The organism is Streptodolium elevatio (assembly GCF_040649515.1).
Classification (GTDB): Bacteria; Actinomycetota; Actinomycetes; order Streptomycetales; family Streptomycetaceae; genus Yinghuangia; species Yinghuangia elevatio.
This window is the reverse complement of record NZ_JBEZFP010000087.1, coordinates 1-20,624: the sequence shown is the minus strand read 5'-3', so window position 1 is coordinate 20,624 and position 20,624 is coordinate 1. Positions and strand designations below refer to the sequence as shown.

General features: G+C 71.9%; 19 protein-coding genes and 1 pseudogene. 16 read left to right on the top strand and 4 right to left on the bottom strand.

The annotated features are described in order from the left end of the window. The first annotated feature begins 5 nt into the window (after positions 1-5). From AB0C36_RS28260 to AB0C36_RS28230, 7 genes are all read left to right on the top strand, one after another. Positions 6-1,001: an ABC transporter ATP-binding protein gene (locus AB0C36_RS28260; protein WP_358359215.1), complete on the top strand. Its 996-nt coding sequence runs from the start codon at positions 6-8 to the stop codon at positions 999-1,001. Further along, a complete protein-coding gene (locus AB0C36_RS28255; protein WP_435839132.1) occupies positions 998-1,837 on the top strand; it encodes an ABC transporter ATP-binding protein in 840 nt (279 codons plus the stop codon). The genes AB0C36_RS28260 and AB0C36_RS28255 overlap by 4 nt, the downstream gene beginning before the upstream one ends. Positions 1,838-1,940: 103 nt before the next feature. Then, complete coding sequence (locus AB0C36_RS28250; protein ID WP_358359213.1) at positions 1,941-3,389, top strand: amidase; 1,449 nt, start codon at positions 1,941-1,943, stop codon at positions 3,387-3,389. A 110-nt stretch (positions 3,390-3,499) separates the two neighbouring features. Further along, the gene (locus AB0C36_RS28245; RefSeq protein WP_358359211.1) at positions 3,500-4,354 is read left to right on the top strand and encodes an alpha/beta fold hydrolase; all 855 of its coding nucleotides are present in this window, start codon (positions 3,500-3,502) and stop codon (positions 4,352-4,354) included. A 172-nt stretch (positions 4,355-4,526) separates the two neighbouring features. Beyond that, positions 4,527-5,702: a hypothetical protein gene (locus AB0C36_RS28240; RefSeq protein WP_358359209.1), complete on the top strand. Its 1,176-nt coding sequence runs from the start codon at positions 4,527-4,529 to the stop codon at positions 5,700-5,702. A 127-nt stretch (positions 5,703-5,829) separates the two neighbouring features. Beyond that, positions 5,830-6,294: a hypothetical protein gene (locus tag AB0C36_RS28235; RefSeq protein WP_358359206.1), complete on the top strand. Its 465-nt coding sequence runs from the start codon at positions 5,830-5,832 to the stop codon at positions 6,292-6,294. Positions 6,295-6,509: 215 nt separating this feature from the next. Then, positions 6,510-7,508 (top strand): Gfo/Idh/MocA family protein, encoded by a 999-nt coding sequence (locus AB0C36_RS28230; protein ID WP_358359203.1) that lies wholly within the window; start codon positions 6,510-6,512, stop codon positions 7,506-7,508. Between the two features lie 149 nt (positions 7,509-7,657). Here the strand turns inward: AB0C36_RS28230 and AB0C36_RS28225 are convergent. From AB0C36_RS28225 to AB0C36_RS28215, 3 genes and pseudogenes are all read right to left on the bottom strand, one after another. Continuing rightward, a pseudogene (locus tag AB0C36_RS28225) lies at positions 7,658-8,158 on the bottom strand (S1 RNA-binding domain-containing protein); the annotation flags it as partial. Positions 8,159-8,432: 274 nt separating this feature from the next. Further along, positions 8,433-9,812 carry an ammonium transporter gene (locus AB0C36_RS28220; RefSeq protein ID WP_358359201.1) on the bottom strand — a complete coding sequence of 460 codons (1,380 nt, stop codon included), beginning with the start codon at positions 9,810-9,812 and terminating at the stop codon, positions 8,433-8,435. Between the two features lie 40 nt (positions 9,813-9,852). Beyond that, positions 9,853-11,214 (bottom strand): ammonium transporter, encoded by a 1,362-nt coding sequence (locus AB0C36_RS28215; protein WP_358359198.1) that lies wholly within the window; start codon positions 11,212-11,214, stop codon positions 9,853-9,855. 266 nt (positions 11,215-11,480) lie between these two features. On the opposite strand from AB0C36_RS28215, the gene AB0C36_RS28210 reads away from it, so the two are divergent. The 8 genes from AB0C36_RS28210 to AB0C36_RS28175 are packed head-to-tail and all read left to right on the top strand — an operon-like array spanning position 11,481 to position 18,221. Next, complete coding sequence (locus AB0C36_RS28210; protein ID WP_358359256.1) at positions 11,481-12,449, top strand: urea transporter; 969 nt, start codon at positions 11,481-11,483, stop codon at positions 12,447-12,449. Then, positions 12,446-12,751, top strand: coding sequence for an urease subunit gamma (locus tag AB0C36_RS28205; protein WP_358359195.1), 306 nt, complete (start codon positions 12,446-12,448; stop codon positions 12,749-12,751). Before AB0C36_RS28210 ends, AB0C36_RS28205 begins: the two co-directional genes overlap by 4 nt. Before the next feature lie 3 nt (positions 12,752-12,754). After that, the gene (locus tag AB0C36_RS28200) at positions 12,755-13,585 is read left to right on the top strand and encodes a sirohydrochlorin chelatase family protein (RefSeq protein WP_358359193.1); all 831 of its coding nucleotides are present in this window, start codon (positions 12,755-12,757) and stop codon (positions 13,583-13,585) included. 13 nt (positions 13,586-13,598) lie between these two features. Then, on the top strand, positions 13,599-14,180 hold the full coding sequence (locus AB0C36_RS43270) for an urease subunit beta (protein WP_435839131.1): 582 nt from the start codon (positions 13,599-13,601) through the stop codon (positions 14,178-14,180). Next, a complete protein-coding gene (gene ureC, locus AB0C36_RS28190; protein ID WP_358359190.1) occupies positions 14,180-15,904 on the top strand; it encodes an urease subunit alpha in 1,725 nt (574 codons plus the stop codon). Before AB0C36_RS43270 ends, ureC begins: the two co-directional genes overlap by 1 nt. Before the next feature lie 5 nt (positions 15,905-15,909). Further along, complete coding sequence (locus AB0C36_RS28185; RefSeq protein ID WP_358359188.1) at positions 15,910-16,641, top strand: urease accessory protein UreF; 732 nt, start codon at positions 15,910-15,912, stop codon at positions 16,639-16,641. A gap of 27 nt (positions 16,642-16,668) precedes the next feature. Further along, the gene (gene ureG / locus AB0C36_RS28180) at positions 16,669-17,289 is read left to right on the top strand and encodes an urease accessory protein UreG (RefSeq protein WP_358359186.1); all 621 of its coding nucleotides are present in this window, start codon (positions 16,669-16,671) and stop codon (positions 17,287-17,289) included. Next, complete coding sequence (locus AB0C36_RS28175; RefSeq protein WP_358359184.1) at positions 17,289-18,221, top strand: urease accessory protein UreD; 933 nt, start codon at positions 17,289-17,291, stop codon at positions 18,219-18,221. Before ureG ends, AB0C36_RS28175 begins: the two co-directional genes overlap by 1 nt. A gap of 2 nt (positions 18,222-18,223) precedes the next feature. Here the strand turns inward: AB0C36_RS28175 and AB0C36_RS28170 are convergent, their stop codons facing one another. Beyond that, positions 18,224-19,336 (bottom strand): methyltransferase, encoded by a 1,113-nt coding sequence (locus tag AB0C36_RS28170; protein WP_358359182.1) that lies wholly within the window; start codon positions 19,334-19,336, stop codon positions 18,224-18,226. A gap of 281 nt (positions 19,337-19,617) precedes the next feature. Between AB0C36_RS28170 and AB0C36_RS28165 the strand changes: the two genes are divergently transcribed. Further along, complete coding sequence (locus AB0C36_RS28165; RefSeq protein WP_358359180.1) at positions 19,618-20,277, top strand: MSMEG_1061 family FMN-dependent PPOX-type flavoprotein; 660 nt, start codon at positions 19,618-19,620, stop codon at positions 20,275-20,277. The last annotated feature ends 347 nt before the right edge of the window (positions 20,278-20,624 follow it).

Below are 20,624 nucleotides of genomic sequence, written 5' to 3'. Positions count from 1 at the left end.
GCGGCATGTTCGAGAAGACCGTGACGAGCGGGGACGCTCCGCTGCTCGACATCGAGGGCCTGACGCTGCGCCTGCCCGACCACGCCGCCGCCCGGCCGATCCTGGACGGGGTCTCGCTGCGCGTCGGACGCGGCGAAACGGTGGGCCTGGTCGGCGAGTCCGGCTCCGGCAAGTCGGTGGCCTGCCGCACCGTCCTCGGGCTGCTCCCGCAGGGCTCCCGCACCGAGGGCGCGGTCCGCGTCGCGGAGACCGACGTACTCGGGCTCGGGCCCGCGGGACTGCGCGGCATCCGCCGGCGGCAGGTCGCGATGGTGTTCCAGGACCCGCGTGCGTCGGTCAACCCGATGCGCAGGGTCGGCGACTTCCTCACCGAGGGCCTGCGCCTGCTCGGCATGTCGAAGAAGCAGGCGCCGGCGCGCGCCGAGGAACTGCTCGCCGAGGTCGGCATCCGCGACCCGCGCGGGGCGCTGCGGCGCTTCCCGCACCAGTTCTCCGGCGGCATGCTGCAACGCGTCGTGATCGCGGCGGCGCTGGCCGGCAACCCGGCGCTGCTCCTCGCCGACGAACCCACCACCGCGCTGGACGTCACCACGCAGGCGGAGGTCGTCGGCATCCTGCGGCGCCTCCAGGTCCGGCACGGCACCGGCATGCTCTTCGTCACCCACGACCTGGAGCTGGCCGCGGCGATCTGCGACCGCATCTACGTCATGTACGCGGGCCGCATCGTCGAATCCCAGCCCGCCGCGGCCCTGTTCGAGCATCCGAGGCACCCGTACACCGCGGGCCTGCTGGCCTCCACGCCGCGTCTGGAGGCGGACTCCGAGCCGCCGCGGGCGATCCCGGGACGGCCCGTGTCGCTCGCGGAGGCGCCGGAGGGGTGCGCCTTCGCGGAGCGGTGCGCGTTCGCGGTGGAGCGGTGCCGTACCGAGGTTCCGGCGCTGGTGCACGACGGCCCCGCGGCCGTGGCGTGCCTGCGCGCCGAGGAAGGGATCCTGACGTGAGCACCACCGCAGATGCGGCCGAGGCGGTACTCCGGGTCCGCGGCCTGTGCCGGACGTTCGGCGACCACAAGGCGGTCGACGACGTGGCGTTCACGCTGGCGCCGGGCGGCTCGCTCGGGATCGTCGGGGAGTCCGGCTCGGGCAAGACCACCACGGCGCGCATGCTCGTGGACCTGGAGACACCGGACGCCGGGAGCATCACGGTCCGCGGCCGTGAGCGTGCCCGCCGCCCGCGTTCGCGCACCGAACGCCTCGCCCGGGCCCGGGAGATCCAGATGGTCTTCCAGGACCCCTACCTGTCGCTGGACCCGCGCGTCGCGGTACGCGACTGCGTCGACGAGGTCCTGCGCCTGCACGCGCCCGACCTCGGCAAGCAGCGGCGCGCCGCGCGCGTCGCCGAACTGCTCGACCAGGTGGGCCTGGGCACCCGGGAGGCGGGTGCGCTGCCGCGCCGGCTCTCCGGCGGGCAGCGGCAGCGCGTCGCCATCGCGCGGGCGCTGGCGGCGTCCCCGCAAGTGCTGATCCTGGACGAGGCGGTGGCCGCCCTCGACGTGTCGATCCAGGCGCAGATCCTCGACCTGCTGGTGCGTGTCCGGCGGGAGGAGGGCGTCGCGTACCTCTTCGTCAGCCACGACCTCGCGGTGATCCGGCACATCACGGACGACGTCGTCGTGCTGCGGTCGGGCCGGGTCGTGGAGTCGGGGCGGACTGCGGACGTGCTGGCGGCGCCGCAACACCCGTACACCCGGCTGCTGATCGACTCGGTTCCGCGCGCGGGCTGGGACCCGGAACGGATCGCGGAGAACCGGAAGGCGCTCGCCGCACCGGATGCCTGACCGCCGTCGGCGTCCCACGGAGTCTTCACCACGACAACCCTGTGCAACCACCACACGCCTCCGCAGCCTCCGCAACCTCCGCAACCTCCGTAAGGGAGTCACCATGCCCTCTGACGTATCCGCCGAACTCGCCTATCTGTCGGCGACCGACGCGCTCGCGGCGTTCCGCGCCCGCGAGGTTTCCCCGGTCGAACTGCTGACCGCGGTCGTGGACCGGGTGGACGCCGCGGATCCTGTCGTCAACGCCGTCGTCGAGTCGCTGCGCGACGAGGCTTTCGCGGCCGCGCGGGAGGCGGAGCGGCGCTACCTGGGCAAGGGCGCGGGAGAGGTACGCCCGCTGGAGGGCCTACCGATCGCGGCCAAGGAGGAGCACCCGATCGCGGGACGCCCGCACCAGATGGGGTCGCTGCTGTACGCGGACAACATCGCGACGGAGACGCACCCGGTGATCGAGCGGATCACCGAGGCCGGCGGCATCATCCATGTGCGCACCAGCACCCCGGAGTTCTGCGCGGCGGCGTTCACCCAGTCGAAGCTGTGGGGTCTGACCCGTAATCCGTGGAACCCGGAGTTCTCGCCCGGTGGTTCGTCCGGCGGCTCGGGGGCCGCGCTGGCGGCCGGGTACGCGCCGCTGGCCACCGGTTCGGACATCGGCGGCTCGATCCGGATGCCCGCGTCGTGCAACGGCGTCGTGGGCTTCAAGCCGCCGTTCGGACGGGTCCCGGCGATGCCGCCGTACAGCCTCGACCAGTACTGCCACGACGGCCCGATGGCCCGGACCGTCGCCGACTGCGCGCTGCTGGAGAACGTGATCGCGGGGCCGTGGAAGGGCGATGTGGTGTCGCTGCGGCCGAAGTTGGTACTGCCCGAGGCGTACGCGGGAGCGCGCGGCGCCGAGGGTCTGCGCATCGCGCTGTGCGTCAACCTCGGCGACTACCCCGTGGACCCGGACGTCGCGGCCAACACACGGGCCGTGGGCGAGGCGCTGCGTGCGGCCGGTGCGGTGGTCGAGGAGGTCGCGCTCGGGTGGACGCGCGACCTGATCGAGCGGGCCCTGCTCGCGCACTTCGCGGCGGTGATGGGGGCCGAGGCCGGCGAGGCGACGGCGGCTGCGCCGGATCTGGTCACCCCGTACCTCCGGATGTTCCACGAGCAGACGGCCGCGTCCGAGCTGTCGTTCGCCGAGGGGCTCGCGCTGGAGGGCGAGATCTACGCCGAACTCGGCGAGCTGCTCGACCGGTTCGACGCGATGGTCTGTCCGACCATGGCCCTGCCCGCGTTCCCGGCGGGCGAGGACTTCACCGAGACCAAGCTGGTGGTCGACGGTGTGGAGACGGACTTCTACCTGCACGGCTCGCTGACGCCGCCGTTCAACATCTGCAGCCGCGTGCCGGTGCTCGCGGTGCCGTCCGGGTTCGCGGCGAACGGGGTGCCGACGGGCGTGCAGATCGTCGGGAAGACGTACGACGACGAGATGGTCTTCCGCGTCGGCGCCGCGGTGGAGGAAGCACGGCCGTGGGCGTACACCGCGGGGCGCCGTCCGGCGCTGTGAGCTGCCACCGGCCGCCCCGGCCGCCCCGGCCGCCCGGTACCGCCGCCCTTCCCCGGGGCGGTACCGGGGGCGACCGGAGCCGACCGCCGGCAAAGTGGTTGACTTCGTCCATGAAGATCGATCCCCGGGCGAAGGTGCTTCCCGCCGTCCACCGCCTGAGCTCGGCCGTCGCGGGTACGGACCGGGCGCAGGGCGAGGTGACCGCCGTGCTCGCGCATGCCACCGGCTTCCACGGCCGGGTGTGGGAGCCGACCGCGCGCCGGCTGCCCGGTGTCGACTGCCACGCGCTGGACCTGCGCGGACACGGCGACACGCCGGTGCCCGAGGGCTACGACTTCCCGTGGGCGGCGTTCGGCGACGACGTGCTGGCGGTGGCCGACGACCTCGCGGCCCGCGGACACGGGCCACTCGTCGGCATCGGCCATTCGTGCGGCGCCGCGGCCCTGGTCCTCGCGGAGGCCGCGCGGCCGGGGACGTTCGACTCGTTGTGGCTGTACGAGCCCGCCGCGTTCCCGCCGCCCGCGGCCGGCGAGGTGCAGTCCAACCCGCTGGTGGAGCCGACGAAGCGGCGGCGCCCGGCGTTCGCGGACCGCGCGGAGGCGGCCCGCAACTACGCGTCGAAGCCGCCGATGGACGCCTTCGACCCGGAGGTCCTGGCGGCGTACGTCGAGCACGGCTTCGTGGCCGAGGGCGACCACGTCCGCCTCAAGTGCCGCCCGCTCAACGAGGCGCAAGTGTACGTCTCGTCACTCGTCGCGGAGGTCTACGCGGCCATGGCCGAGGTGCGCTGCCCCGTCGTCCTGGTCCAGGGCGTCGAGTCGCCGAGCGGACGCTTCGACCGCCTCGCCGAGCAGTTCCCCGACGCCCGCCTCGAATCCCACCCGGACCTCGGGCACTTCGGCCCGCTCACCCACCCCGAGCGCATCGCCGCGTCCATCCGGTCCTGGCTCGCCGAACGCACCTGACGACGCACGATCCGGCAGCCGCTCCAGGCGTGTGTCGGCCTTCCGCGGATTTGCCTGACCCGGATCAGTCCGTGATGGCACACTCCCAAGGAGCGCCGGAAGGAGCGGGACGCTGTTCCGCTCTCGGGGAGGGGCCGTCCGGCAGCGACGACATGGCCTTGGGGGAGGGTGCATGCCTGAGCCGATATCCGCCACCGACGACCAGTTGCGGCGTCTGGCTGCCGAGCGGGTGGACCGTTGGATCGACGACACCGATCGCAGACTGCGGACGGCCGGGGAGCCCGCGCGGATGCCGGCGCAGGCGTGGGCCGGCATTCCCGCGAGGCGTCGCCCGATGTGGCTGGACCTGGTGCAGCACCTGGCGCGGACCGGCGCGGAGGCGTTCCGCAGGGCGGCCGCGCCGCGGCGGCCCGAGGTCGCGGCCCAGGCGTTCGCGTTGCTGCGGGACGCCGACCCGCGCCTGACCGAGCGCGACGCGGCGCAGCCGTCCGCTGCGGTCAAGGCGATGCTGGAGGGCCTTGCGGCGCGTACCGAAGCCGGGTCGGAACTCGGCGCAATGGCCGCGGCCGGCGACGCGGCGGTGGCCGAGTTCGTCGAACGGGCGCCCGTCCTCGACGACCTGCGCGCCGCCAGGGCCGTCGAACTCGGTTATGTGCGGGACGCCTTGGTCGCACTGATCGCGCCGTTCGGGCAGGCCGAGGACGTGGTCGCAGGGTCACATGCGCGGAAGCTGCTGCCCCTGCTCGTGGAGGAGACGGCCGCCGGTGCCGCCGCCCGGGCTGCGGTGCCGGACCTCGGACGGATCGAACGCGAGTGTGAGCGGGGCCTGAGGGACTCGCTCGGCAAGTCGCTCGGCGAGCAGTACCGGGCACTGGTGGGGCCGTTGGATGCCGCGCGAACCGCGGCACAGGGGGCGACGGCCCGTCTTGCCCCGGCCTCGGCGGCGTACGGCGCCATGCTCGCCGCGTACAAGGACCGATGGACCGACCCCCGCTGGAACAACCCCTGGGGCGCTCTCGAAGACCTCTTCGGCTTCTACGGGCTGACGATGCTCCGGGCGATCCTGGCGATCTCCCCCGAGCACGCACGCAGGGTGCCGAACAGGTTGGACCCGCCTTATGACCGTCTGCGGCCCGACGTGATGCCGATCAACGTGACGCCGACCTTCCGCCGCGTCTTCCCGAAAGGCACCTCGGAACAGGTGCTGATCTGGGCTTTCACCGAACTGGCCACCACAACCATAGAACCCCACAAGTGGCTGGACACCCTGGAGCGACTCCTGACGAGCGACCCCCCGACCACGCCATGGCCGCAAGAACTGGGACCGCCCGCAGCCCCCGACATCTGATCCCACGCGGGCGCGACCAACGGGAGCCGAGCCGGCCTTCGGTCGGCGGCCGGTCGCCGGAACTCGCCCGAACCCGCGACACAGCCAGCCTCCCGCGGGGCACCGCCGTGACCGTGGACAATCGAGCATGACCAACTCCCCCGCCGCGACCGATCTCCCGCTCGACCAGCTCACCGCCGCGCTGCGCGCGGGCGCGGCAGGCCACCTGCCGAGCGAGGCGGCCGTCGCCCTGCTCGTCGAGCACGACGTGTGGCCCGGCCGCGCCGACTTCCGGGCGTTCGTCGACTACACGGATGACCCCGACGTCACCGACACCCCGCTCGCGACCGTGCGCTGGAACGAGGCCGTCGACGCCCACCTGCCCGGGGCCTCCGGGGAGACGCTGATGCTGCGCATCGCAGCGAGCCTCGCCGCGGGAACCCCGGTCGCGCTTGCCGAGGTCAGCGCGCTCGGCTGGCACAGCACCGGCCTGGTGCTGCGCGCCGTCGCGCACACCAGCGGCCACCGCACGGATATTGGTGTTGCCGCCCCGGAGACCTTCGACCCGGACGCGCCCGGAGGCTGGACCGCCGAGGACCTGCACCGCTTCTGAGCGCCGGCCCGAGGAGCGGCGCGCGCGAGCGCGGCGTCCAACAGCGCAGCGGGACCGCCCGTCCGTGAGCGGCGCGAGGCGAACCCAGTAGCCGCCAAGCCAACCTGGACTACCGTACGACGCGAGTGTCGACGACGGCCACGCACCCGACGCCTCGCCTCGCCGTTGATGATGTCCCTGTCGTGAGAAGCACAGCAGCCAACAAGGGGTGGGGCATGACCGCAACCGACGAAACCGCCGACACGTTCGGCTGGGGGATCGCAGCCACCGGTTCGATAGCCGAGACCGTCGGGCGGGTGATCGCCGCCGAGCCGGGCATGCGGATCGCCGCCGTGGGGTCGCGGAGCAAGGACCGGGCCGCCGAGTTTGCCGCCAAGGTGGCCGGCGGTACGGCGTACGGTTCGTACGCCGACATGATCGCCGATCCCGCCGTCGACGCCGTCTACGTCGCCACCCCGCACGCCCAGCACCGCGCGATCGTCGAGGCGGCCATCGCCGCCCGGAAGCCCGTGCTGTGCGAGAAGCCCCTCGGGGTGACCTTCGCCGAAGCCGAGGCACTCGTCGCGCAGGCCCGGGCCGCGGACGTGTTCCTCATGGAAGCCATGTGGATGCGTTTCAACCCGCTGATTCAGCGGGTGCAGGCCACCGTCGAGTCCGGCGCGCTGGGCGAAGTCCGGTCGGTGAGTGCGTCGCTCGGGTTCCCGGTGCCGTACGTCCCGCAGCACCGGCTGTGGAATCCCGCCCTCGGCGGCGGGGCGCTGCTGGACCTCGGCATCTACCCGGTCGCGCTGGCGTACCTGCTGCTCGGCTCCCCGGACTCGATGGCCGCGGTCGGCGCGCTCGGGCCGAGTGGTGTGGACGCCGAGACCGCGCTGCTGCTCGGCTGGAATGGGGGCGCCCGCGCGATGCTCGAGACGTCGCTCGTCGGCATGCTCCCGATGACGGCCACCGTCGTCGGCACGAAGGGCCGCATCGACATCGCGCCCGCCTTCCAGGAGACGACCCACATCTCCGTGTACACCTACGGCGCGGACTTCCGGCCCGCGGTGCCCGAGGAGTTCCGGATCGACTCCTCCTCCGAGGCCTACGCCGCCCAGGCCCGCGAAGTCCGCGACTGCGTGCGCGCCGGACGCGTGGAAAGCCGCATCATGCCCCTCGACGCGACGCTGGGAGTGCTGAGGATTCTGGAAGACGCGCGTAGCTCACTCGGGTGACGCGGCAGGAATCCCCCGCTGTGAAAGCCGGTGATCCCGTCCCGCTCGTCGGCCATCACGGCCACGACGCCGCCGATTCGGCCGACCCGCGCCGGTCTGACCGCTGTGTCCGTTGCGCGCGGTCACTCCGGCTGGTGGGGCGGAGTGGCTGCCTGACGGCGGGACAGGCTGATGCGGCGTCGTTCCAGGTCGATGTCGATGACCTTGACGGTGGTGTGGTCGCCAACTTGGACGGCCTGTTCGGGAGTTTCGACGGGCTGCCAGGCCATTTCGGAGATGTGGACCAGGCCCTCGATGCCGTCGGCTATGCGGACGAACGCGCCGAACGGAACGAGTTTGGTGACGACGCCGTGAAGCGGTTGCCCTGCCGGGTGGTTCTGGGCGAAGCGTTGCCACGGGTCTTCCTGCGTCGCCTTGAGCGACAACGCGACGCGCCCGCGGTCCATGTCGACGTCCAGGACCTCGACGTCGACCTGCTCGCCCACTTCGACCACTTCGCAGGGGTGGTCGATGTGCTTCCAGCTCAACTCGGCGACGTTCACCATGCCGTCGACCCCGCCGATGTCGACGAACACACCGAAGTTGTGGATTGCGGTGACCACGCCGGACCGAACTTCGCCGCGCCGCAGGGAGAGGAGGAACGCCTCTCGGAATTCGTGTCGTTCTTCTGGTGTCGGCCCCGTCATCTACCGGGCTCGCAACGATGTCATGGACGGCACCGTACATCGTGCCGTCACGGCACCGCACCTACCGGCTTTCCCGCAGCGCAGCAGTCGCCTGCTATTCCCGTCCGGTGCCGGAAGGTCAGCGCACGCGAGCTCTGACGATCTCGGCGTTCGGCAACACGAACCGTGCGCCGGCTTGCGCGCGGCGCTCGGCGTCGTCACCCGCTGGCGGACGGTCGGTAGGTGGTGCGGGTTGCGGCTACGTCCTTGGGCGTGGGGTGGCGTTGTCGGTTGGGGCGTTGGGTTTGTGGGACGCCTGCCGGGCGAGCAGCACACGTAGTTGCCGCACGGTCTGGGTGGCGCTCCCCTTCGGTGCGGGCTCGCCGACGCCGCGGAGTGTGTCGGTGAGGTCGCGCAGGTGCAGGGTGAGCGGGGCGGAGTACGGCTGCTCCTCGTCGGGCGCCGCCGACTCGTCCCGGCGCAGGCCGACGGTCTTCTCGACCGCCACGCCGATCAGTCCGGTCATGACGAAGGAGTACAGGCCGAGGAGCAGTACCGCGACCAGTTGACTGCCCAGCAGGGTCCACGAACCGCCGTAGAAGAGGCCCTTGGTGCCGGTCACGGCTCCGGTCGCGGCGAATCCCGCGGCGATCATGCCGAACAGGCCGCCCCAGCCGTGGATGCCGACGACGTCGAGGGTGTCGTCGACGCCGAAGCGGTACTTCCAGTGCACCGCGTACGCGCCGGTCAGACCCGCGACGAAGCCGATCATGGTGGCCCACACCGGGCTGACCCCGGCGGACAGCGGCGTCATGGCCACCAGCCCGATGATGGCGCCCATGCACATGTCGACGAGGCTGACGCTGCGTGCCTGGAGGTAGCGCGGGACCGCCCAGCCGGCCATCGCCGCGCCCGCGGCGAGCTGCGTGTTGAGGAACGCGACGGTGGTCGCGCCGGGGCCGGTGAGGTACGCGCCGGCGTTGAACCCGAACCAGCCGAACCACAGCAGGGACGCGCCGATGACGACGAGCGGCATGTTGTGCGGCCGGATCGTCCGGTCGGCGAAGTCGGCCCGCTTGCCCGCGACCACCGCGAGCGCCAACCCCGCGGCACCCGAGCCGAGTTCGACGACGGTGCCGCCGGAGAAGTCGACCGCGCCGACCTGGTCGGCGACCCAGCCGTCGGGGTCGAAGACCCAGTGCGCCATCGGCACGTAGACCAGCAGCGTCCAGACGCACACGAAGGCGACCCAGCCGGTCATCTTGGCGCGGCCCGCGATCGAGCCGCTGATGAGTGCGGTGGTGACGACCGCGAAGCTCATCTGGAACGCCGCGTGCATCACCGTGGGCACGTCGCCCGTCGTGGTGGAGACGCCGACGCCGCGCAGGAAGGCGTGTTCGAAGGTCCCGATCACGCCCAGGTCGCCCGCGTCGGGGCCGAACGCCAGGGTGTAGCCCACAGCCCACCAGAGCAGGCTGACGCAGGCGAGGCATGCGAAGCACATCTTGAGCATCGCGACGACCTGGCCGGACCTGACCATGCCGCCGTAGAAGAAGGCCAGGCCGGGGGCCATGAGCAGGACCATGGCGGTGGCCATCATGAGCCACGCGGTGTTTCCCGAGTCGACCGACGGTCCCATCGTCACTCCCCCGTCCGGTGCGGCGCGCGGCCCGGGACGGTCACTTGTCGACCTCCCGCTGCGCGACGAGATCGGCGATGTCCCGCAGCAGTTCGGCGTCCGTGGGGGCGCCCGCGGTCACCGGGGCCGGCTCGGCCCCCCGGGCGGCGGCCAGGCGTTCGCGGATCTCGTCGAGGGTGGCGTCGTCGTACGCGACCTCCTCGTCCCGCCCGGGAACGTGCGCGTAGTCGTCGGCGGCGCGGAACCCGACCGTACGGTGCACCGCCTGCGCGATCAGCCAGGTGACGACGAAGGAGAAGGTGCCGCACGCGAGGATCGCCACCACCTGGCGCCACAGCAGGTCGAATCCGCCGCCGTAGAACAGGCCCTTCTTGCCGCTCATCGCCGACGTGGCGAGCAGCCCGACGGAGACCACGCCGACGATGCCACCCCAGCCGTGCACGCCGACGACGTCCAGGGTGTCGTCGACATCGATGCGGTACTTGAGGTTGACGGCGAACGCGCACACGACACCCGCGACGAAGCCGATCGCGACCGCGCCGAGCGGCGAGACCTCGCCGCAGGCCGGGGTGATGGCGACCATGCCGGCGACCGCCGCCGACGCCACGCCGAGCATCTCGACGCGGCCCAGCCGCCACTTGTCGACCAGCGGCCAGCCGATCATCGCGGCGCAGGCGGCCAGTTGCGTGTTGAGGAAGGTCGTGGGCGCACCGCCCTCGACCTGGAGGGCCGACCCGGCGTTGAAGCCGAACCAGCCGAACCACAGAAGGGCGAGGCCGATGATGACCAGCGGCAGGTTGTGCGGGCGGACGGAACCGCGGGCGAAGTCCTTGCGCTTGCGGACCACGATCGCCACCGCGAGACCCGCGGCCCCGGCGTTGAGTTCGACGGGCAGTCCTCCGGCGAAGTCGAGCGCGCCGAGGTCCGCGTGCACCCAGCCGTCGTCGGCGAACACCCAGTGGGCGAGCGGGACGTACACCAGGAGGGTCCACGCCACCACGAACACCAGCCAGCCGCGCATCGTCGCGCGGTCCGCGATGGAGCCGCTGACGAGTGCGACGGTGATGATCGCGAAGGACATCTGGAAGCAGGAGAACAGCAGCGTGGGCACGGTGTTGCGGACGTCGTCGGCGTTCAGCGTGCGCAGGAACGCGTAGTCCAGGTTGCCGATCAGGCCGCCGCCCGCGTCGGGTCCGAACGCGAGGCTGTAGCCGACCGCGAGCCAGATCAGGGTGACCAGGCTGAGGCACGCGAAGCTCATCTTCAGCATCACCAGCACGTGCTGGGTACGCACCATGCCGCCGTAGAAGAACGCCAGGCCCGGCGTCATGAGCAGGACCATGGCGGTACTGGCCATCAGCCACGCGGTGTTCCCCGTGTCCGCGGTCGCGGCTGTGAGCATGGCGTCTCCGGTCTCGCATCGGGTGTCGGGTGTCGGGTGTCGGGTGTCGCGCAGATCGAAGCGCACCGCGCGGCGGCGGCCCGCCGCGCAACGCCGCCGCCGCCGAAGATCACCCGTCCGGCGCCCGCATCGGCACGGGCCGCCCGTCCCAGAGTCCGGTTCTTCACTCCGATGGCGGCGGTTGACCCGGTGTGCGGGTGGACACCGTGACGCAGGACGCGGCGATTCCGACCGCGTGTCCAAGGCTGCGAGGAGCGACCTTGTCCGTGACGTCCGACCGGCCCGCCCCCGCACCGCCCGGGCAGGCCACGGCGCTCGGACTGGCCTGGCTGCGCGGCGTCGCGCAGGTGGACCTGCAGTCGAGTCCGCTCACCGGTGCGGTGATCCTCGCCGCGCTGTGGGTCGCGGGCTGGGAGACGGGGCTGTTCGCGACGATCGGGACGGTCGTGTCGACGGTGGCAGCGGCCGCGTTGCGCGCCGACCGGTCCTCGATCGCCCTCGGCCTCCAGGGCTACAGCGGCTGCCTGACCGGCATCGCCCTGGTGTCGTCGCTGGGCAACCACCCGTCGACGTACATCCTGGCGGTGGTCGGCGCGGTGCTGTGCACGCTGCTCGGGGCGGCGTTGACGACGTTCCTGAAGCCGTACGGCCTGACGCCGCTGACCGCGCCCTTCTGCGTGGTGTCCGGGGTCATGGTGGTCGGCGCACCGTCGTTCTCCCGCGTCTGGCACGACGGGAGTCCGGCCGCCGTGGCGACGACGACCACAGGTGACACGGGCCTGTCGTGGTCCGACCTGTGGCACGGATTCTTCACCAACGTCGCGCAGGTCTTCCTCGTGGACACCTGGTACGTGGGGCTGATCATGCTCGTCGGCCTGGCCCTGGCCGGGTGGCGGGTCGCCGCGTTCGCCGCCGCCGGAAGCGTGGTCGGCATCGTGGTGGCGTGGGCGCTGGGCGCGCCGACGTCGCTGATCGAGAACGGCATCTACGGCTACAACGCGGTGCTGGTGGCCATCGCGGTCGGTGCGGTGTTCCTGCCGCGCACGGTGTGGTGCGGCGCGTACGCGTTGTTCGGCGCGGCCGTCACCACCGGCCTGACCGCCGCCCTCACGTCGTTCTTCAAGCCCTTCGGCGGCCACACCTTCACCTGGCCGTTCATCCTCACCACGTGGGTGCTCATGGCCGCCGTGCCGCAGCTGCCGCGATTCTCCTCCCCGGAAAGGCCCGCACAATGAACCTGGCACCCCGCGAGATGGACAAGCTGTGGGTGTACGTCGTGGCGGACCTGGCGCGCAAGCGCCGGGAACGCGGCCTCAAGCTCAACTACAGCGAGGCGGTCGCCCTCATCACCGAGGCGATCTTGGAGGCCGCGCGCGACGGCAAGTCGGTGGCGGACTGCATGGAGCTGGGCCGGCACATCGTCGGCGAGGCCGACACGATGCCCGAAGTCCGGGGAATGCTGGGCCTGTTGCAGGTCGAGGCGACCTTCGTGGACGGCACCAAGCTGGTGTCGTGCCACGACCCGATCGGCGGCTGACGCGTGGACGTCGCGGTCGTGGCGGTCGGCGGCCACGAGAGCGCCGACGGTGCGGCACTGTCCGGCACCTTCGGCGCGGGCCTGGCCGCGGTCCCGTGCGGACGCGCACTGCACCAGCACGTGAGCGCCCTCCTCCGCGACACCGATTCGCCGGTATGCGTCGTGCCGATGACGCTGGGACGCGACCCCCGCATGGTCGCGGACACCGCGCGCACACTGCTCGCGCTGCCTCGCGAGAGCCGCGAACGGGTCGTGCTCGCCGACGGGTTCGGTACCACCGAGCACCTGACCGGGTGGCTGCGGGCCGCCGCGTCGCGGGTGCCGGCCGAGCACGGGCTGCTGGTCGCCGCGCCGGCCGGGGACGCGTACGACGACGCCGAACTGTTCCGCGTCGCCCGTCTGGTCTGGCAGTACGGCAGGCACCGGATCGTCGAGGTCGCCCTCCTGGGCGGTGACCCGGATCCGGAACGCGGCGCCGAGCGCTGCCGCGCCCTCGGGGCCGCGCAGGTAACGGCACTGGCGGCGTCGTTCGTGGCGCCCGGGCTGCCCGACGCGCAGCCGCTGCTCTCCCCGGCCGCGGCCGCCCGGGTGTTGGCGGCGCGCGTCGACGCCGCGCTGCGGCGCATGCGGTCGGCCGGCGACGACGGCATCGGGTCCGCGCTGCGGGCCGCCGACCACCACGGGACGTCGCACAGCCACGGTGACGGGCACGGGCATGCGCACGGCCACGCCGACGCGTACGCACACAGCCACGATCACGCACACGCACACGCCCACCCGCGCCCCCACCGACTCGACCGCGCCGCGCCCGCCCCCGTTTCCCCCGTCTCCTAGGAGCCCGGATCCCATGGTGTTTCGACAGCAGTACATCTACGGCGACGACCCGATCGAGCTGAACGCCGGCCGCCGCACCCTGACCGTCTCGGTGGACAACACCGGGGACCGGGCCGTCCAGGTGGGCTCGCACTACCACTTCTTCGAGGTCAACTCGGCGCTGTCGTTCGACCGTTCGGCGACCGTCGGGATGCGCTTGAACATCGCGGCGGGCACCTCGGTGCGCTTCGAGCCGGGCGGGACCCGCGAGGTCGAGCTGTGCGAGTTCGGCGGTACGCGCCGCCTGGTCGGGTTCAGCGGGCTGCTCAACGGCAGCGTCGTCTCACGGGCGGCCCGCGCGGAGGCCGCCCGCAGGGCGGTGGAACGCGGCTTCGCCGGCGCCACGGCCACGGTCCCCGACCCCGAGCCGCCCACCGTCCCCGCGAAGAAGGCGACCGCCAAGACGTCCGCCACGAAGACCGCCGCCAAGAAGGCCCCCGCCACCAAAGCCGTGACCGCCAAGGCCACGGCCAAGAAGAGCGCGGCCAAGAAGACCGCACCCAAGCCCGCACCCAAGAAGTCCGCAGCCAAGTCCGCCAAGAAGGGTGCGCGCTGATGCCCGTCATCCCCCGCAAGCAGTACACCGACATGTTCGGCCCCACCGTCGGCGACCGGTTCCACCTCGCCGACACCAATCTCGTCGTCGAGGTCGAGAAGGACTTCAACGAGGGCTTCTACGGCGAAGAGGTCGTGTACGGCGGCGGCAAGACCATGCGCGACGGCATGGCCGCCGACCCGCAGGCCACCTGCGCGCAGGGCGCCCTGGACACCGTCATCACCAACGTCGTCGTGCTCGACGCGGTGGTCGGCGTCGTCAAGTGCGACATCGGCATCAAGAACGGCTTCATCGTCGGCATCGGCAAGTCCGGCAACCCGCAGACCCAGAACGGCGTCGACCCGCGCCTCGTCGTCGGCCCCGGCACCGAGGCCATCTCCGGCGAGCACCTGATCGCCACCGCCGGAGCCATCGACACCCACGTCCACCTGATCTCGCCGCAGCAGGCCCAGCAGGCGCTGAGCAACGGCATCACCACCCTCATCGGCGGCGGCACCGGTCCCAGCGACGGCACCAACGGCACGACCTGCACGCCCGGCCCGTACAACCTCGGGCTCCTGCTCCAGGCCGTCGAGGACATGCCGGTCAACATCGGCATCATGGGCAAGGGCAACGGCAGCCTGCCCGGTGCGCTCACCGAGCAGGTCGAGGCCGGGGCCTGCGGGCTGAAGGTCCACGAGGACTGGGGCTCGACGCCCGCCGTGATCGACAACGCGCTGGCGGTCGCGGACGAGTACGACATCCAGGTCTCGATCCACACCGACACCCTCAACGAGGGCGGCTTCTTCGAGGACACCCGGGCCGCGATCGGCGGTCGTACGATCCACACCTTCCACAGCGAGGGCGCCGGCGGCGGGCACGCACCGGACATCATCCGGGTCGCGGGCGAGCCGAACATCCTGCCCTCGTCCACGAACCCGACGCTGCCGTACACCGTCAACTCCGTCGACGAACTCCTCGACATGGTGATGGTGTGCCACCATCTGTCCCACGACATCCCCGAGGATGTCTCGTTCGCGGACAGCCGGGTGCGCGCCGAGACGATCGCCGCCGAGACCGTCTTGCACGACCTCGGGGTGATCAGCATCTTCTCCTCCGACTCGCAGGCCATGGGCCGCATCGGCGAGTCGGTGACGCGCGCGTTCCAGACCGCGCACCACTGCAAGGACCAGCGCGGCAAACTCGCCGAGGACAGCGAACGCAACGACAACGCGCGGGTGTTGCGCTACCTCGCGAAGCTCACCATCAACCCGGCCATCGCCTGCGGGGCGAGCGACCACATCGGCTCCATCGAGGCGGGCAAGCTCGCCGACATCGTGCTGTGGCCGATCAACTCCTTCGGCGCCAAGCCCAAGATGGTGATCAAGGGCGGGCTGATCTCGTGGGCCCAGATGGGCGACCCGAACGCCTCCCTGCCCACCCCGCAACCGGTCTACTACCGCCCGATGTTCGCCCAGCTCGGCCGCGCGATGCAGAGCACGCACGTCACCTTCATGTCGCAGGCCGGGATCGCCAACGGCGTACCCGCCAAGCTGGACCTGAAGCGCCGGGTGCTGCCGGTCTCGCGCACCCGCACCGTCGGCAAGCGCGACATGGTCCGCAACGACGCGCTCCCGCACGTCGAGGTCGACCCGGAGACGTACAAGGTGACCCTGGACGGCGAGGTGGCCACCATCGCACCCGCCCGCTCGCTCCCGCTCAACCAACTGTTCTTCCTGGCCTGAGCCGCGTGTACCAGGACGCCGACACGACGTACGGACCGGGACCGGGGGCCACGCCCCTCGGTCCCCTCCTGGTCCAACTCCAACTGACCGACTCCGCGTTCCCCAGCGGCTTCTACACGCTCTCGCACAGCCTGGAGGGCTTTGCCCAGGCCCGCGCGGTCACCCCCGACACGCTCGCCGACCTGCTCGCCGACGTTCTGCGGCACGGTGTCGGCCCCGGCGACGCCACCGCGCTGGCGCTCGCGCACCGGGCGGCGAGCGCGGCCGACTGGCCGCGAGTGCGTGCGGTCGACGAACGCCTGTACGCGTCCAAGCTGAACCGCGGCATGCGGCTCGCGGCCACGCGTACCGGCAGGCAACTCGTCGACCTGGCCGCCGAGGTCTTCGCCCGGCCCGGCATCGTCGAGTATGCGGCCCTGGTCGCCCGGCGCGAGTCCCCGGGCACCCAGGCAGTCGCCGCGGGCGTCGTGTACGCCGCCACCGACGTCCCGGTGGAACAGGCCGTCGCAGCGGACCTGTTCGCGTTCTGCGCGAGCTTCGCCGGGGCCGCGCTGCGGCTGCGGCTGACCGACCACCGCCGCGCCCAGGTGCTGCTGCGCGGCGCGGCCGAGGTCATCGAGGAGGTCGGCCGCGCCGCGCTCCGCCGCGACCTCGCCGACCTGGGCGGGCACACCTTCGCCGCCGACGTCATGTCCGGACGCCACGAGCGGGCCGAGGCCCGCCTGTTCGCCACCTGAACCACCCGCAACCTTCGGAGGAGAACCATGGACGACAACGTGCTGCGCGTCGGTATCGGCGGGCCGGTCGGTTCCGGCAAGACCGCGCTCATCGAGGCGCTCGTGCCGATCCTGATCGAACGCGGGCACCGGCCCGCCGTCATCACCAACGACATCTACACCCAGGAGGACGCCCAGCACGTGCGGCGCACCCTCGACGGCGTCCTCGCCCCCGAGCGCGTCGTCGGCGTCGAGACCGGCGCCTGCCCGCACACCGCGGTACGCGACGACCCCACCATGAACCTCGCCGCGGGCGCCGAGATGCTGGAGCAGTTCCCGGACGTCGACACGCTGTTGTACGAGAGCGGCGGCGACAACCTCACCCTGACCTTCAGCCCGGCCCTGGTCGACATGTTCGTGTTCGTGGTCGACACGTCCGAGGGCGAGAAGATCCCGCGCAAGCGCGGCCCCGGCATCACCGAGTCCGACCTGCTGGTCATCAACAAGATCGACATCGCCAAGTACGTGCGCTGCGACCTGGGCGTCATGGAGTCCGACGCGCACCGCGTACGCGAGGGCCGCCCGGTCGCGCTCACCGACTGCCTCACCGGACACGGCCTGGCCGAGATCGCCGACTTCCTCGGGACCCGCCGCAAGGTCCTGCGCTGATGCCCTCCCCCACCGTGGACCGGCTGAGCCCCGAGTACTACGAGCCCGCACGCGTGCCCCCGCGGCTCGCCGCGCTCGCCGGGCCGCCCGACACGCTCCCCTCCGGTTCGCCGGCCAAGGTGGGCATCCTCGACCTCGCCTTCGAACACCAGGCGGGGCGGACCGAGTTGGTGGGCCGCTACCAGAAGTCGCCCCTGCAACTGATGCGCCCGCTGTACGTCGATCCGCACCTGCCGGACATGGCGTTCGTGTACGTCATGGCCACCGGCGGCGGCATCGCCCAGGCCGACCGCTACCGCATGGACGTGCGCTGCGGACCGGACACCCGTGTGCACGTCACCACGCAGGCCGCGACCAAGGTCTACGGAATGGAGCACGACTACGCGACGCAACTGGTCCGACTCACCGCGGAACCCGGCTCCTACGTCGAGTACCTGCCCGACCCGCTGATCCCCTTCGCGCGGGCGCGCTTCTACCAGCACACTTCGGTGACGGTGGCTCCCGGCGCGACCGCGGTGGTCGGGGAGACCGTCGCCGCGGGCCGCCTGGCCCGGGACGAGCGGCACGCGTACCACCACCTGGCCACCGACCTGGAGTTCCGCCGCCCGGACGGCACGCTCCTGGCCGTCGACACCCTCCGCCTGGAGGCCGGCGCGGCCGCGGGGCCGGCGGTACAGGCCGGGCACGACCACGTGTCCTCGCTGTTCGTGGTGACCGACCGTGCACCCAAGGAGATCGCCGACGCCCTGCACGCGGCACTGGCGTTCCTGGAACTCCCTTACGGCGTCAGCATCCTGCCGCACGACTGCGGGGCATGGATCCGGATCCTCGGCGACAGCCCGCCGAGGATCGCGGAGGCGCAGCATGCCGCCTGGTCCTCGGTCCGGCGCCTGCTGACCGACGGTCCGGCCCCCGACCTGCGCAAGCCCTGACCTCAGCGCACCGCCAGACGCCACAGGGAAGTCGTCTCGCGGGCCCTGGCGGCGTGAAGCGGGTCCGCGGCGTCCCGCGCCCGCGGATGCCGGGGAGCCGTGTCGAGCCGCCCCACCACCTCCAGGCCCGCCGCCTCGATGAGGGCCAACAGATCGGCACGGCTGCGCAGCCCGAGGTGTTCGGCCAGGTCCGACAGCACCAACCAGCCCTCCCCGCCCGGTTCGAGGTGTACGGCGAGCCCGGTCAGGAAGCTCCGCAGCATCACCCCGTCGGCGTCGTAGACGCCCTGCTCCACCGTGGAGTTCGGCCTCCCGGGCAGCCAAGGCGGGTTGCAGACGACGAGGTTCGCGCGTCCCGCCGGGAAGAGTCCGGGATCCGCCACGTCGATGCGGTCCGCGAAGCCCAGGCGGCGTACGTTCTCCCGTGCGCAGGCCAGCGCACGCGCGCTGATGTCGGTCGCCACAACACGCGCCATGCCCCGCTTCGCCAGGACGGCGGCCAACACCCCGGTCCCGGTGCCCAGGTCGAAGGCGACAGCGCCGCCGGGAAGCGGCGCCTGTGCGACCAGGTCCACGTACTCCCCGCGCACCGGCGAGAACACTCCATAGTGCGGATGCACCCGTGCGCCGAGCGCCGGGACCTCCACGCCGCGTCGCCGCCACTCGTGGGCCCCGATGACACCGAGCAGCTCGGTCAACGAGACGGCCGTCGGCCCGGACGGCGGACCGTACGCCTCGGCGCACGCTTCCCGCACGTCGGGGGCGCGCCGCAGATCCAGACCGTGACCGACGTCCAGCCGCACCAGGAGCCGCCCCAGCACCCGCGCCCGGTGCCGACGGGCCCGGCGGTGCAGATGAAAGGATTCCGCCGGGCTGCCACCGCCGCGAGGAGCCTTGCGGTCGATGCGCCGGGCCATGGCCTGCATCAGCTGGCGCGCGTTGTGAAAATCGCCGCGCCACAAAAGAGCCGTGCCCTCGCAGGCAAGCCGGTACGCGGTGTCGGCTTTCGTACTGTCGTCCGCCACGACGACCCGTAGCGGCGGCGGTGCCGCGTTCTCGGAATGCCAGCCTGCGGTGCAGGAAGTCCCGGCTTCGGTCCAGCAGATCGTGGACACGGTGTACTCCTCGTGATCGAACGTGCAAGGGCACGAAGAGCACTTCGACGAGGAGCGGCCTCCGTGGCCTGTGCCGTGGCACAGACCGATGCGTCGTACTCGGCCTACCGCTCCCGCATCGAAGCGCGGGGGCGGGAGTCACCGAGAACCATGGCGAACGTCATGACCAGTCCCTTCCGAGAGACCACGACACTCGCACACCTGTATCTCCCAGGCAACCAGCAAGTAGCCGCCCTGCGTGCCACCGACCACAAGATCGACAGCCCGTTAGGGTCGGTTCCATGACGACCTCCCTCGCCGGCAGCGCATTCGACTCGCTCCGCCTCGACGCCGTGTCCGACCAGGAGACGCTGCGCCGGGTCTACGAACTCCCCAGTGCCGCGGCCGTGCGCAAGCAGATGGCCGAACTCACCGACCAGACACGGCGGTTGATCGCATGCTCGGCACTTGTCCTGGTCGCCAGCACGGACGCCGAAGGCAACTGCGACGTCTCCCCGCGCGGCGGCCCCCCGGGGTTCGTCGCCGTGCTGGACTCACGGACCGTGGCGATACCGGACGCGACCGGCAACAAGCGTCTGGACACCCTGCAGAACGTCATAGCCACCGGACGGGCCGGACTGCTGTTCGTCATCCCGGGCCGCACCACAACGCTCCGGGTGAACGGTCGGGCCTGCGTCTCCACCCGCCCGGAGCTGCTGTCGCAGCTGACCGCCGTGGGCAAGCCGCCGGCCAGTGCGCTGGTGCTGGGCATCGACGAGGTCTACCCCCACTGCCCCAAGTCCCTCCTGCGCAGCGGAGCATGGAAGCCCGAGCAGTGGCTGCCCGAGGACGCCCAGCCGACCTCGGCCGAAGTAACCCTGGCCCAGCTGCGGATACCGGAGCTCACGATCACCGACATCGAGCGGGCCGAGGCCGACTCGCTGAAGTACCGCTACGAGTAGGGCCCACGCCCAGCTGAACAGCCAGTCCGCCGGGTCGGGGCCAAGGCCCCAGCTCGAAGTGTTCCCGTCGACGCCCGCAACGCTCTGCCCGGCGCCGGACCGCCATCCAAGCCGCCAGATCGGCCGGCGCCCCGCGGACCTCCACCGCCCCAGCGCGCCTTCACCGTGTCCACCACGGTGGCAAGGCAAAAGCGACCCGACCGACCCCAGCCCCGGACCCATAACCCGAGGACCGGTTCAGCCCGCGTCCGTGCCCCAGACCCACGGGCCCGGTCCGTCTGCGTCGGTGCCGCGCCCCCACGCGGCCGGAGGCCGCCGGAAGGTGTCGGTATGTCTCCGTGATCGAC

What these genes read in the sequence shown, in the direction of transcription:
- AB0C36_RS28260 (WP_358359215.1), top strand. Translation starts at nt 6, where the DNA reads ATGTTCGAGAAGACCGTGACGAGCGGGGACGCTCCGCTGCTCGACATC.
- AB0C36_RS28250 (WP_358359213.1), top strand. Translation starts at nt 1,941, where the DNA reads ATGCCCTCTGACGTATCCGCCGAACTCGCCTATCTGTCGGCGACCGAC.
- AB0C36_RS28245 (WP_358359211.1), top strand. Translation starts at nt 3,500, where the DNA reads ATGAAGATCGATCCCCGGGCGAAGGTGCTTCCCGCCGTCCACCGCCTG.
- AB0C36_RS28240 (WP_358359209.1), top strand. Translation starts at nt 4,527, where the DNA reads ATGCCTGAGCCGATATCCGCCACCGACGACCAGTTGCGGCGTCTGGCT.
- AB0C36_RS28235 (WP_358359206.1), top strand. Translation starts at nt 5,830, where the DNA reads ATGACCAACTCCCCCGCCGCGACCGATCTCCCGCTCGACCAGCTCACC.
- AB0C36_RS28230 (WP_358359203.1), top strand. Translation starts at nt 6,510, where the DNA reads ATGACCGCAACCGACGAAACCGCCGACACGTTCGGCTGGGGGATCGCA.
- AB0C36_RS28220 (WP_358359201.1), bottom strand. Translation starts at nt 9,812, where the DNA reads ATGGGACCGTCGGTCGACTCGGGAAACACCGCGTGGCTCATGATGGCC.
- AB0C36_RS28215 (WP_358359198.1), bottom strand. Translation starts at nt 11,214, where the DNA reads ATGCTCACAGCCGCGACCGCGGACACGGGGAACACCGCGTGGCTGATG.
- AB0C36_RS28205 (WP_358359195.1), top strand. Translation starts at nt 12,446, where the DNA reads ATGAACCTGGCACCCCGCGAGATGGACAAGCTGTGGGTGTACGTCGTG.
- AB0C36_RS43270 (WP_435839131.1), top strand. Translation starts at nt 13,599, where the DNA reads ATGGTGTTTCGACAGCAGTACATCTACGGCGACGACCCGATCGAGCTG.
- ureC (WP_358359190.1), top strand. Translation starts at nt 14,180, where the DNA reads ATGCCCGTCATCCCCCGCAAGCAGTACACCGACATGTTCGGCCCCACC.
- ureG (WP_358359186.1), top strand. Translation starts at nt 16,669, where the DNA reads ATGGACGACAACGTGCTGCGCGTCGGTATCGGCGGGCCGGTCGGTTCC.
- AB0C36_RS28175 (WP_358359184.1), top strand. Translation starts at nt 17,289, where the DNA reads ATGCCCTCCCCCACCGTGGACCGGCTGAGCCCCGAGTACTACGAGCCC.
- AB0C36_RS28165 (WP_358359180.1), top strand. Translation starts at nt 19,618, where the DNA reads ATGACGACCTCCCTCGCCGGCAGCGCATTCGACTCGCTCCGCCTCGAC.